We start from the raw sequence: 13,007 nt of genomic DNA on the forward strand, positions 1-13,007 counted from the left end.
CCAAAGAGGCTGTTGCACAAGCCCCAGCAAAAAAGACCAGAGTTGTTTCGCCAAAAGGCGTTACAACTCTGGTCTTTTGCTTTAATGTGAACAGTGCTGCGGCTTCTTTACCACTCTTCTTCGTCAGCGCCCACCCTTGTGCGGCGGAACATGCTCTCCACAATGGCGCAGTATTTATCCGCCAGACAGACGATGACCGCCTCCCGGCAGGTCGGGATATGACGGAAAGTCAGGGGCCACATGTGGCTGGCAATGACGTTCTGCTCCTTTTTGGTAATGCCGAACACCCGCTGTGCGTTCACACAGGCAGACCCCGGGTGGGAAAAGCCGTGCATCTCAAACAGATGCCGCAGGCCGTGGAAGGAGCCCTGCTTGTGCCAGTCATAGAGGTAGAAATCATGGAGGAAGGCCCCCACGGCCAGCGTGGTCTCATCGGCTCCCAGATGGAAGCGGTGGTTGATCCAGCAGCTGACCACGACCACATTCTTGCAGTGCTGGTAGGTGGTCACATCACCGTGCTGGATAAACTCACGCATTTCCTGCACCTTGGGGTGATGGTCGTACTGTTCCAGAATAGCGGACAGGCGCTCCCGTTCCGTTTGTGAAAGCTGCATGGAAAATTCCCTTTCTTTTTGTCAGAAACGCCGGGCTCAGCTCCGCAGCTGAACCGGGTTGGAGCTGCCGAAGTTCTCAGCGGCCGAAGGATTTTCGCGGGTCAGGCTCAGGTCCACCAGATACTGCCTGCCGTCGCCCAGTGCTTCCAGCTCGGCCAGCTTGGCCTCGGCAGAAGCCTTGTCCGGGTACCACTGGATGAGGAAGAAGTTTTCCTCCTCCACGCCGTAATACAGCCACTGGCCGTCTGCCCGCAGCAGGTCGTCCAGATGATCCACCTCATCGCCATCGGTCAGGCCCAGGCCCTCCTCGGCGTAGACATTTTCAGGTTCCACCTGCAGCACCTCGATGACCTGAATGGCACTCTGTAAGTATTCATCCTGCGAAATGCTCTTGTCCGAGCGTTCCCAGCCCGTCAGGAATGCCTGCATCAGCAGGTTCTTCACGGAGATCTCCGGCTTCATTGCCATAACATATTCCTCTTTCCTCGTTTGTTTCCGCTGACCAGTATACGCTAAAAATTGTGAAAGGTCAACTATTTCTTTATGAATTTTTTGTAGCAACGCACAAAAGGCATTTTGTTCCAGTTCATTTCTGAACTTTTTATGAAACCCCTTGATTTTTGACCCGCATCGGTGTATATTAGCACTCGAAAGATATGAGTGCTAAGAAGATGCAGCATCGGTTGTTTCTTCTGCATTGCCGCTCCTTTTGCGAGGGGCCGGATCTGAATACTGTACAAAAGAGGTTTTGTATTATGGCGAAGAAAGAATTTCAGGCTGAAAGCAAAAAGCTGATGGACATGATGATCAACTCCATCTACACCAACAAGGAGATCTTCCTCCGTGAGCTGATCTCCAACGCTTCGGATGCCATCGACAAACTTTATTATAAGAGCCTGACCGATCCTTCCGTGGGCATGAACAAGGGCGATTTCCGTATCCTGCTCACCCGCGACAAGGACAATCGCCTGCTGACTGTCTCCGATAACGGCATTGGCATGACCAAAGAGGAGCTGGAGCAGAACCTGGGCACCATCGCCCACTCTGGTTCTCTGGACTTCAAAAAGGACAACAAGGACGAGAACATCGACATCATCGGTCAGTTCGGCGTGGGCTTCTACTCCGCCTTCATGGTCGCCGACAAGGTCACCGTCATCTCCAAGGCATACGGTGCGGACGAGGCCTGGCAGTGGGAGTCCAGCGGTGCTGATGGCTACGAGCTGACCCCCGCCGAGAAGGACACCGCCGGTACTGACATCATCCTGCACATCAAGGACAGCACCGATACCGACAATTACGAGAACTTCCTCGATGAATACGGCATCGTGGCCATCGTCAAAAAGTACAGCGACTATGTGCGCTATCCCATCCAGATGGAGCGGGAGAAGAGCCGCCAGAAGCCCGAACCCGATCCCAAGCCCGAGGACTACAAGCCGGAGTGGGAGACCTACACCGAGCTTGAGACCCTGAACAGCATGGTGCCCATCTGGAAGAAGCAGAAGAGCGAGGTCACCGACGAGGAATACGCCAGCTTCTACAAGGATAAATTCAACGATTACTCTGACCCCGCCCGCGTCATTGTGAGCCGCACCGAGGGCACCGCCAACTACAACGCCCTGCTGTTCGTGCCCAGCCATCGCCCCTATGATTTCTACACCAAGGAGTATGAGAAGGGTCTGGCTCTGTACGCATCCGGCGTGCTCATTATGGAAAAGTGCGCAGACCTGCTGCCCGATTACTTCAGCTTTGTCAAGGGCATTGTGGACAGCCAGGATCTGAGCCTGAACATCAGCCGTGAGATGCTGCAGAAGGACAACCAGCTCAAGCTGATCCACAACGCACTGGAAAAGAAGATCAAGAACGAGCTGCACTCCATGCTGGTCAACGACCGCGAAAAGTACGAGGCATTCTGGAAGGAGTTCGGCCGCCAGATCAAGTTCGGCGCTTACTCTGATTACGGGATGCACGCTGAGCTGCTGCGCGACCTGCTGCTGTTCTGGTCTGCCAAGGAGCAGAAGATGGTCACCCTGCAGGAGTATGTGGACAAGATGCCTGCCGAGCAGAAGTTCATCTACTTTGCCGCCGGTGACTCCACTGACCGTCTGGCCAAGCTCCCCGCCGCCGAGCTGGTTCTGGACAAGGGCTATGATGTCCTGCTGCTGACCGAGGACGTGGATGAGTTCTGCCTGCAGATCATGCGCAGCTACCCCCGCAAGGATGCCGAGGGCAAGGACGGCACCGTGGAGTTCAAGAACGTCAACAGCGGCGATCTGGGCCTTGAGACCGAGGACGAGAAAAAGGCCGCTGAAGATGCCACCGCCGAGAACAAGCCCCTGTTCGATGCCATGAAGGACGCTCTGGACGGCAAGGTCAAGGAGGTCAAGGTCTCCACCCGCCTGAAGGATCACCCTGTCTGCCTGAGCGCCGACGGCCCCCTGTCCATCGAGATGGAGAAGGTGCTCTCCAAGCAGCCCGGCAGCGAGGGCGTGAAGAGCGACAAGGTGCTGGAACTGAACATCAACCACCCCGTGTTCGCCGTGCTGAAGGCCGCACAGGAGGCCGGTGATACCGACAAGGTCAAGAAATACAGCAGCCTGCTCTATGCACAGGCACAGCTGATCGAGGGCCTGCCCGTGGATGATCCCGCCGCTTACGCCGAGGCCGTTTGCAGCCTGATGAAGTAATTTCCTTTCCCACAAATAAATTACCCCCTTAACAAAAGGGCCGTGCTCCGCTATAATAAAGTGGAACACGGCTTTTTTGTTTTAGGAGGATTCTGCCCCATGGAGCCCAGACGCAGCAAACATTTTCTTGCCCACATTCCCACCATTGCCCTGCTGGTAGTATTCGCCATGTCGCCCTGGCTGGGCATCCTGTTCTTCATCCTGCGTGCCATTGACCGGGATGCCGAGAAAAAGGAGCAGGAGAACGCGGAATATTCCAGCGATTTCCGTCCCCAGGACACCGGTGCCGGTCAGCCGGCCCGGGACACTGAGCCGGTCTATGGCCACGATGTGCCCACTGCCGAGCAGCAGAACGCCAAAAAGTGGCACAAGACCCTGACCAGCCTCTGCACGGTGTTCGGCGGCATCTTTCTGGTGGTAGGCCTTGCAGGCCTTGCCGATATCATCGACCTGTGGGGCTACTGGTTCGACTGGGGCGAGTTTCTGACCGCGCTGGCCCAGACCATTGGCGGCGGCGCTGCGCTGGCCATGGGCCTGCGGATGAAGCAGGCCCGCAAGCTGGAGCGCCAGCTGGACAAGATCGTTGGGACCCGGGATAATATCCCGCTGGACGAGCTCTTTGCAGCCGCGGGCATTGATGCCGACAGGGGCCGCGCCGCCGTGGAGCGCGCCATCGACCACGGCTATTTCGGGGCCGATGCCTATATCGACAACCGCACCGGCACGCTGGTGGTGCGGGGCGCTGCGCCCCAGCCGCCCAGGCCCGCCGAGCCCGCACCCGCACCGGCTCCCGAGGATCAGTATGCCGCCCTGCAGCGCCAGCTCCGGCAGGCCAACGATGCCATCCCCGACCCGGTGATGACGGCCAAGATCTCCCGGCTGGAGGATGTCAGCGCCCGCATCTTCGCACTGGCAAAAAAGGACCCGGACAAAAAAGCCCAGCTGCAGAAATTTATGGATTACTACCTGCCCACCGCGCTGAAGCTGCTGAATACCTACGCCCAGCTCTCGGCACAGGATGTGCAGGGCACCAACATCACTGAGGCAAAGCAGAGCATTGAGCGGAGCATGGATCTGCTCATCACCGCCTTTGAAAACCAGCTGGACAAGCTGTTTGCCTCCGATGCGCTGGATGTTTCCACCGACATTGCCGCGCTGGAAGGGATGCTGAACCTCGACGGGCTCACCGGCGGCGATTTCGCGCCCCGGAGCTGACCGCCGGAACTGCGTTGACCTTTCATCCAGATGCAACAATAATACATGGTCTTTTCTCGACAGAACCGATATTATAGAATCAGAAGAACGGGCCCTGGCCCTTTGAAGAATCATTCACCTATACGAGGAGGAACGCGCCATGATGAAGCCTATTTCTGTCTGGAAGCAGGAGCTGGCGGGCGGCACCCATACCGCCCGGCTGGCCTCCCTCTACTGCTGTTCGCCGGAGCAGACCGCTGCCCACGCCGCACGCTATGCGGCAGTGCTGGACGGGCTGGAAGCCACCTTTGGTGCCCACACCGAGGCCGGACTGTACAGCGCCCCGGGCCGCACCGAGATCGGCGGCAACCACACCGACCACCAGCATGGCCGGGTGCTGGCCGGCAGCGTGAACATTGACATGATCGCTGCCGCTGCCCCCAACAGCCTGAACCAGCTGCGTGTGCAGAGCGAGGGCTATGACCTCTGTGTCATCGACCTTGGCGACCTTGCTGCCCGCAAGGAGGAAGAGAACACCACCATGGCCCTGCTGCGGGGCGAGTGTGAGGCTTTCAAGGAGCGTGGCGCTGCCCTCTCCGGCCTGGACGTGTACATCTCCTCCAATGTGCCCAAGGGCAGCGGCGTTTCGTCCTCTGCCGCCTTTGAGGTGCTGATCGGTGTCATCCTGAACGACCGCTTCATGGCCGAAAAGGTCTCCCCCATCGCCATTGCGCAGATCGGCCAGTGGGCAGAGAACGTCTACTTTGGCAAGCCCTGCGGCCTGATGGATCAGATGGCCTCCAGCGTGGGCAACATTATCACCATCGACTTTGCCGACCCTGCCCACCCCGATGTGGAGCCGGTGCAGGTGGATTTCTCTCAGGCAGGCCTTGCCCTCTGCATCCTGGATTCCGGTGCAGACCACGCCGACCTGACCGATGAGTACGCCGCCATCCCCAACGAGTGCCGCGCCGTGGCCGCTGTCTGCGGCGGCGAAGTCCTGCGGGATGTGCCCTTTGAGACCTTTATTGCAAATCTGCCCGCATGCCGCAAACAGTGCGGTGACCGGGCTGTGCTCCGGGCTTTCCACATCTACGCCGACAACCAGCGCGTTGCCCGGCAGGTAAATGCCTTGCGCGCCGGTGATTTTGAGACCTTCCTGCAGCTGGTCAACGAATCCGGCACCAGCAGCTGGGAATACCTGCAGAACGTCATCCCCGCCGGGTACAAAGAGCATCAGGAAGTGGCTGTGACCATTGCCGCCGCAAAGCATTTCCTGAACGGCGCGGGCGCTGTCCGCGTTCACGGCGGCGGCTTTGCCGGCACCGTGCAGGCCTTTGTGCCGCTGGAGAAGCTGGATGCCTTCAAGGCTGAGATGGAGGCCATTCTGGGCGCAGGCAAGTGCCACATCCTCTCCATCCGTCCGGAAGGAGGTGCCGTGCTGTGATCTCTACTGCCATTCAACAGCTCGTCAACTATGGGCTGGACACCGGGCTCATCCTGCCCGATGACGAGATCTACATCCGCAATCAGCTGCTGATGACCATGCAGCTGGACAGCTTTACCGAGCCCGAGGGAGATGTCTGCTACACCGACCTCGAGAGCATCCTGAAAACGCTGGTGGACGATGCCGTGGCCCGGGGCGTGTGTGAGGACAATTCCACTGCCCGCGACCTGTTTGACACCAAGCTGATGGGCGTGCTGACCCCGCGCCCCTCCATTGTCCGCGCCAACTTTGAGGAGCGGTACGAAAGCGAGGGCCCCCAGGCCGCCACCGACTGGTTCTATGAATTCAGCCAGGATACCGATTACATCCGCCGCTACCGCATCAAGCGGGACGTGAAGTGGGTCACCAAGACCCCCTACGGCGATCTGGATATCACCATCAACCTCTCGAAGCCCGAAAAGGACCCCAAGGCCATTGCCGCCGCCAAGCTGGCCCCCCAGAGCGCCTACCCCAAGTGCCAGCTCTGCGTGGAGAACGAGGGCTATGCAGGCCGGATGAACCATCCCGCCCGCGAAAACCACCGCATCATCCCGCTGACCATCAACGGCAGCGCATGGAATCTGCAGTACAGCCCCTATGTCTACTACAACGAGCACTGCATCGTGTTCAACAGCCAGCACACCCCCATGAAGATCGAGCGGGCCACCTTCCGCAAGCTGCTAGATTTCGTGGGCCTGTTCCCCCACTATTTCGTGGGCAGCAATGCAGACCTGCCCATTGTGGGCGGCAGCATCCTGAGCCACGACCACTTCCAGGGCGGCCACTACGAGTTCGCCATGGCCAAGGCCCCCATCGAGAAGAGCTGGGTGTTCCCCGGCTTTGAGGATGTGGAAGCCGGCATCGTCCACTGGCCCATGAGCTGCATCCGCCTGACCTGTGCGGATGACGAGCGTCTGGTGGAGCTGGCAGACAAGATCCTGACCGCATGGCGCAGCTATACCGACGAGGCAAGCTTCATCTTTGCAGAGACGGACGGCGAACCCCACAACACCATCACCCCCATTGCCCGGATGCGGGATGGCAGATATCAACTGGATCTGGTCCTGCGCAACAACATCACCACCCCGGAGCACCCGCTGGGGGTCTACCATCCCCACGCAAAGCTCCACCACATCAAGAAGGAGAACATCGGCCTGATCGAGGTCATGGGTCTGGCAGTCCTTCCCAGCCGCCTGAAGCAGGAGCTGTTCGATCTGGCAGATATGCTGGTGGCCCGGGTGCCTGCCGAGCAGTACCCCGAAGCCCTGCAGAAGCACGCCGCATGGGCACAGGAGATCCTGGCCCGCCATCCTGAGCTGAACAGCGACAGCGTCCACCTGATCCTGCAGGATGAGGTAGGCCAGGTGTTCGCGCAGGTGCTGGCAGATGCCGGTGTCTACAAGCTGGATGAAGCCGGCCGCGCCGGTTTCGTGCGGTTCCTCGAAAGTGTAAAGTAATGGATTAAACCTCTCAGTTATGCTTCGCGTGCCAGCTCCCCTAGTAGGGGAGCCCTTGGCAGAATGGTTTAAGTTTATCAAAGCAACGAAAGGCCCGTCAGTAGAGATGCTGACGGGCCTTGGAGGTATTTATGACTTACACATTGGAAGTTTGTGTAGACAGTGTCGCAAGCGCCCTTGCGGCAAAGCGGGGCGGGGCCGACCGGCTGGAGCTGTGCGCCGACCTGATCATCGGCGGCACCACACCCAGCCTTGCGCTGGTGCGGCAGGTCAAGGCCGAGACCGGCCTGCCGGTGCGTGCCCTGCTGCGGCCCCGATTCGGTGATTTCTGCTACGACCGCTATGAGCTTGCCCAGATGGCCGAGACCGCCGCCGCGCTGGTGCAGGCGGGTGTGGACGGCATTGTGACCGGTGTGCTGACCCCGGAGGGGGAGCTGGACGTGGACGCACTGCGCCCCATCTACGCGGCCGCCCGGGCCGCTGCAAAGGCCGCTGGCCGTCCGGTCGTCTGCACCCTGCACCGCGCCTTTGATGTCTGCAAAGACCCCTTTGCGGCGCTGGAAGCGGCCAAAGCGCTGAACCTTGGCACCATCCTGACCAGCGGGCAGGCTGCCAGCGCCCCGGCGGGCGCTCCCCTGCTCCGTCGGCTGGTGGAGGCCGCCGGGCCTGATCTTGAGATCCTGGTGGGCGCGGGCGTGACCCCGGCCAATCTTCCGGCTCTGGCAGCTGAGACAGGCGCGCACGCCTTCCACATGTCCGGCAAGCAGGTGCTGGACAGCCGGATGACCTTCCGGCGGGAAGGTGTTCCCATGGGCCTGCCCGGCTTCTCCGAGTTTGAGGTCTGGCAGACCAACGAGGAGACCATCCGTGCCGCGCGGCGGGTCCTGAACGAATTATAATCCATAAAACGACCCCGGAAAGCTGCAGTCAAGCTTTCCGGGGTCGTTTGTTGATCATCGCTTTTTTCTGGCAGCCGGTCTCCTGCGTTTCCGGGGCAGCATGGCATACACATACCCAAAGGCTGTGCCGCACACACCGCCCACAATGTGCATGAAGTTCGCCACATTATCGTGCGCAAAGATGATATCATACACCTGCTGGCCCAGATACAGTGCCGCCACCAGCAGCATGGTCACCGGGATGCCGCCGGAGAAGCCCGACAGCGATGCCAGCATGATGAGCATGAACACGATGCCCGAAGCCCCCAGCAGGGCAGTATGGGGGAAGAGCACACACTGCAGAACGCCCGAGATGAGCGCCGTGAGCAGGATGCCCTTGAGCAGGGGGCCGCTGCCATATTTTTCTTCCATCGGCGGGCCGATGACCAGCAGCAGGAGCATATTGTTCAGGAAATGATCCCAGCTGGCATGGCCCAGCACATGGCCGAAGAGCCGGATGTAAAACAGTGGGTCTTTCAGAGAACCGCGATAGACGCAGAACAGGTGCTTTGTGGTCCAGCCGCCTGTCCACTGCCCCAGGAACAAAGCCCCCAGGGAGAGCAGAAAAAAGGTCAGGATCACCGGCGAATTGTATTGCAGCTGCAATGTAAGCTTGGGACGTTTCGTAAGCGTTTCATCCTTTCAACGCCCGCTCTGGCACGGACGGAATTTAAGGATATTATAGCATTTATGCCAGATACGGGTCAAGCTGGGCATCCACCGTTTTGTTCCGCTTGGGAGCGGGCTTGTGCACGGCACGTCCGCGGCAGACCACCAGCTCCAGCTGGCGCAGGGCAGTCAGGTCGTCCAGCGGGTTCTTCCGGGTCACGATGAAATCAGCGCTCTTCCCTGCTTCAATGGAGCCGGTCACATCCCCCACACCGGCCAGCCGGGCATTGCGCAGGGTGGCCGTGTAGAGAGCAAACTGGTTGCTCACGCCGCAGTATTTATGGAAGTAGCACAGCTCCCGCCAGAAATCATACTGTGTGACGTAGGGGCAGCCCACATCATTGCCCAGACCCACCGGAATGCCGTTGGCAAGGGCCGTTCTGGCGCTCTCCACCACGCCGTCAAAGACGATCCTGCCATTGTACTGGTCCTTCTCAGAAGCGCCGGAAATGGCCGGGTCAAACAGTGCATAGGGCAGCGCCGGGGAAATGGTGGTGCAGACGAAAGCACCCCGCTCCTTGTAGAGCCGGATGGTCTCCTCATCCATCTTTGCGCCATGCTCGATGGAGTCCACGCCGTTTTCCAGCGCCACCTTCACGCCCTCGGGCGATTCGGTGTGGGCAGCCACGGGATAACCCAGCCTGTGGGCTTCATCGCAGACGGCCCGGACCGTCTCAGGCTTCATCTTCAGCTCGCCGGGGGTGCCCTTTTGGGTGGCATCCAGCACGCCGCCCGTGATCATCAGCTTGACCAGGTCCACCCCCTGTTCACCGGCCCTGCGGAGCTGGGCCAGCGCTTCGGCATTGTTGTGGGCCGCCACCGCCACCGAGCCTGCCATGTGCCCGCCGGGCACCGAGATGCCCTCGTTGGCGGCAAGGATGCGGGGAGCCAGGATCTTCCCCTTTGCCGCGTCGTCCCGGCAGCGGGTATCGAAATCTGCCAGACCGCCCACGGTGCGGATGGTGGTCACGCCGCCCAGCAGTTCCAGCTTGGCGTAACTGCACACCAGCCGGTAGGCCACCGCCCGGGTCAGGCCATTGCTCAGGATCCTGCGCACCAGTGCGGCGTTATCCCGGGGCTTTGCGCTGGGCTTGCCGTTGCCCGCCAGATGGACATGCAGGTTGATGAGGCCCGGCATCAGGTAGCCGCTCTTAAGGTCTACCTTCTCATACCCCTCACAGGGGGCGGTATCCTCCACGATGGCGGTGATCTTCTCCCCGTCCACCAGCACCATCTTGTGCGCCACCGGCTCCATCTGTTCGGTGCCGTCCAGCAGGATGCAGTTGAAATAGGCTCGTTTCATCCGTATTCTTCCCTTTCCGTTCCGGCGCAGGCCGTTTTCTTTCAGTATATCACGTTTGCGGAAGCGATAAAAGACATCTGTCGTTTTTTCTTCTGCCTCCTGCATTGACATTTCCCGCCCCGGTGGGTACACTTATAAGGTATTCTTTTCTGAAAGGGGGCCCCGCCATGGCAACGGAAGCCAAACTGCGCCAGCTGGCAGACCGCGGCTGTCCGGTCTACTATTTCTATTCCAGCGAACGGTATCTTGTCCGGCAGGCGGTGTCTGCCGCCGTCCGGATACTGAGCGCTGACACAGATGAGGAGACCACCGTGCTGGACGGTGCCGCGCCCGAGATCGAGCAGCTCATCATGGCGGCGGGCACCATCTCCTTCTTTGGCACCCGCCGCGTGGTGGTGCTGCCCGAGCTTGACCCCGCCGCCTACGGCGACAAGGATCTGGAGGAACTGTGCAGCACCCTTTCCAGCCTGGAAAATGCCGTGGTGGTGCTGGGCAGTGTGTTCGAGCTGGAGCGCAGCAAGCTCAAGACCGGCAAGCGGGCACAGAAGCTGATTGCTGAATGCAAAAAGCTGGGCTTTGTCGAGGAGCTCTCCAAACCCAAGCCCTACGAGCTGAAGATGATGCTCATTGAGCGGGCCAAGGCGCAGGATACCACCCTGCCCGAGGGCGCTGCCGCAGCCCTGCTGGAGCGCTGCGGCGAGGATCCCTTCCTGCTGGAAAACGAGGTAGACAAGCTCTGTGCCCTTTCCGGCTACCAGACCGTTACCGCCGCCATGGTGGCCGAGATGGGCACCGTGAGCCTGGAAGCGGATGTGTTTGAGATGATCCGGATGATCACTGCCAAGAACGCCACCGGTGCCTGCAAAAAGCTGCAGACCCTGCTGCGCTTACAGCAGGAGCCCATTGCCATCACCGGCGCAATGATTGGCAGTTATGTAGACCTGTACCGGGTCAAGCTGGGGGCTTCCAAACGGAAGAGCTACGCCGCCGTGTTCAAGGATTTTGGCTACAAGGGCAGCGACTACCGGCTCAAGCGCTCAGCCGAAACGGCATCACATTACACGCTGGGCCAGCTGGAGACCTGCCTGCAGGTGCTGCTGGACCTCGATAAAAGTTTGAAGAGCCAGCCCGTGGATGTGCAGACCCTGCTGGAAGCAGCACTCTGCCGTCTGGCGCTGGCGGGGAGCGGACGATGAGTGAACGGGAACTGCTGCACACCGACCGGGTGCTGGTGGTGGAGGGCAAATACGATGCCGCCCGCCTTTCCCACCTGACCGATGCCATGATCCTGCTGACAGACGGCTTTGGCATCTACAAGGACAAAAAACGCCAGCTGCTGCTGAAAGCCCTGGCGAAGAAAAACGGTCTGATTCTCTTCACCGATTCCGATGCTGCCGGGTTCCGCATCCGCACCTACATCACCGGTCTGGTGGGGGCAGAAAACGTGGTGCAGGCCTATGTGCCCGCCATCCATGGCAAGGAAAAGCGGAAGCCACAGCCTGGCAAGGAAGGCCTGCTGGGCGTGGAAGGCGTGGACGATGCCATCGTCCTGCAATGCCTGCGGGATGCACTGGGCGCAGAAGCCGGGGCCGCGCCTGCCCGCCCGGAGGGTCGGCAGATCACCTACACCGACCTGTACAACTGGGGGCTTTCCGGCACCCCGGGCAGTGCCGAGCGGAAATACCAGCTGCTCAACGCGCTGGGCCTGCCGCCCCGGCTCTCCAAAAAGGAGCTGGTGGAGGCACTGAACCGGCTGTACAGCTTTGAGCAGCTGGATACCCTGCAGGCCGAAATACTAGAAGCACACTGACAGACAAAAAGGAGACCGCACCGCGCGGTCTCCTTTTTGCGTTACAGAATATTTTATAGGGCAACATCCAGCGCCATCATCAGGGCAAACCCTGCCACCACGCTGATGACCCCCGCCGGTTCGTCTGCCTCCACGGCTTCCGGGATCATCTCCTGTGCCGTCACACAGACCATGCACCCGGCGGCAAGGCTCATCAGCCAGGGCAGGGCTGCACTGACCCACCCGGCCAGTGCAAGGGCCAGCAGGCCCCCCAACGGCTCCACAAGCCCGGAGGCAGCCCCCGCCGCAAAGGCACGGCGCTTAGACCTGCCCTCCTGCGCCAGCGGAAGGCTGACCGCAGCTCCCTCTGGAATGTTCTGCAGCCCGATGCCCAGCGCAAGGGCCAGCGCCCCGCTGATGGCATCCGGTTCTCCCCGCAGGGCCAGCGCAGCAGCAAGGCCCACCACCATCCCCTCGGGCAGGTTGTGCAGGGTGACTGCCAGCACCATCCGCCCACAGCGGCCCGGCCCGGCATTCAGCAGGCGGCCCGCCAGCGTTTCCAGCCGCAAAAGCCCTACTGCACCCAGCAGCAGGCCCACGGCAGGCGGGACCCATGCAGGCAGCGGCCCCTGCTCTGCCCGCTCAATGGCCGGCAAAAGCAGGCTCCATACGCTGGCCGCCAGCATGATGCCCGCCGCCATGCCGCAGAGCATCCGCCGGGTGGCAGGCTCCCCGGTCCTCCGCAGCAGGAACACACCAGCCGCACCGGCCGTGGTGCAGAGCATCGGCAGCAGCAGCACGGCCGCCGTCAGGAAAATCTGTTCCAAATCGCACTCCCCCTTTTCCCGGTCTATGCCAGGGCGGCAGGAGGTG

12 protein-coding genes are annotated in these 13,007 nt (G+C 60.5%); 7 read left to right on the forward strand and 5 right to left on the reverse strand.

The features are described 5' to 3' along the window. Nucleotides 1-107: 107 nt before the first annotated feature. Nucleotides 108-614, reverse strand: a complete 507-nt coding sequence (locus tag GXM22_RS09930; protein WP_005930482.1) for an HD domain-containing protein — start codon at nt 612-614, stop codon at nt 108-110. 36 nt (nt 615-650) lie between these two features. Continuing rightward, nucleotides 651-1,082, reverse strand: a complete 432-nt coding sequence (locus GXM22_RS09935; RefSeq protein ID WP_035393585.1) for a hypothetical protein — start codon at nt 1,080-1,082, stop codon at nt 651-653. Nucleotides 1,083-1,369: 287 nt separating this feature from the next. Between GXM22_RS09935 and htpG the strand changes: the two genes are divergently transcribed. The 5 genes from htpG to GXM22_RS09960 all read left to right on the forward strand — a co-directional run bounded on the left by htpG (nt 1,370) and on the right by GXM22_RS09960 (nt 8,334). Continuing rightward, complete coding sequence (gene htpG / locus GXM22_RS09940) at nt 1,370-3,298, forward strand: molecular chaperone HtpG (protein ID WP_035393587.1); 1,929 nt, start codon at nt 1,370-1,372, stop codon at nt 3,296-3,298. A 99-nt stretch (nt 3,299-3,397) separates the two neighbouring features. Further along, a complete protein-coding gene (locus tag GXM22_RS09945) occupies nt 3,398-4,513 on the forward strand; it encodes a 5-bromo-4-chloroindolyl phosphate hydrolysis family protein (protein WP_005930493.1) in 1,116 nt (371 codons plus the stop codon). A gap of 139 nt (nt 4,514-4,652) precedes the next feature. After that, complete coding sequence (locus tag GXM22_RS09950; protein WP_005930495.1) at nt 4,653-5,939, forward strand: galactokinase; 1,287 nt, start codon at nt 4,653-4,655, stop codon at nt 5,937-5,939. After that, entirely contained in the window at nt 5,936-7,435 is a 1,500-nt protein-coding gene (gene galT, locus GXM22_RS09955) for a UDP-glucose--hexose-1-phosphate uridylyltransferase (protein WP_005930497.1), read from the forward strand. The genes GXM22_RS09950 and galT overlap by 4 nt, the downstream gene beginning before the upstream one ends. 131 nt (nt 7,436-7,566) lie before the next feature. Then, entirely contained in the window at nt 7,567-8,334 is a 768-nt protein-coding gene (locus tag GXM22_RS09960; protein ID WP_005930501.1) for a copper homeostasis protein CutC, read from the forward strand. 54 nt (nt 8,335-8,388) lie between these two features. Here GXM22_RS09960 and GXM22_RS09965 read toward each other — a convergent pair whose 3' ends face one another. Further along, the gene (locus GXM22_RS09965; protein ID WP_005930504.1) at nt 8,389-8,979 is read right to left on the reverse strand and encodes a rhomboid family intramembrane serine protease; all 591 of its coding nucleotides are present in this window, start codon (nt 8,977-8,979) and stop codon (nt 8,389-8,391) included. Between the two features lie 82 nt (nt 8,980-9,061). Beyond that, entirely contained in the window at nt 9,062-10,345 is a 1,284-nt protein-coding gene (locus GXM22_RS09970) for an amidohydrolase family protein (RefSeq protein ID WP_035393803.1), read from the reverse strand. Between the two features lie 167 nt (nt 10,346-10,512). Between GXM22_RS09970 and holA the strand changes: the two genes are divergently transcribed. Continuing rightward, nucleotides 10,513-11,541, forward strand: a complete 1,029-nt coding sequence (gene holA / locus GXM22_RS09975; protein WP_005930510.1) for a DNA polymerase III subunit delta — start codon at nt 10,513-10,515, stop codon at nt 11,539-11,541. After that, nucleotides 11,538-12,155, forward strand: coding sequence for a ribonuclease M5 (locus GXM22_RS09980; protein ID WP_005930513.1), 618 nt, complete (start codon nt 11,538-11,540; stop codon nt 12,153-12,155). Before holA ends, GXM22_RS09980 begins: the two co-directional genes overlap by 4 nt. Nucleotides 12,156-12,208: 53 nt before the next feature. Here GXM22_RS09980 and GXM22_RS09985 read toward each other — a convergent pair whose 3' ends face one another. After that, nucleotides 12,209-12,961 (reverse strand): ZIP family metal transporter, encoded by a 753-nt coding sequence (locus GXM22_RS09985; RefSeq protein WP_005930516.1) that lies wholly within the window; start codon nt 12,959-12,961, stop codon nt 12,209-12,211. Nucleotides 12,962-13,007: the final 46 nt, after the last annotated feature.

This window comes from Faecalibacterium duncaniae (genome assembly GCF_010509575.1).
Classification (GTDB): domain Bacteria; phylum Bacillota; class Clostridia; order Oscillospirales; family Ruminococcaceae; genus Faecalibacterium; species Faecalibacterium duncaniae.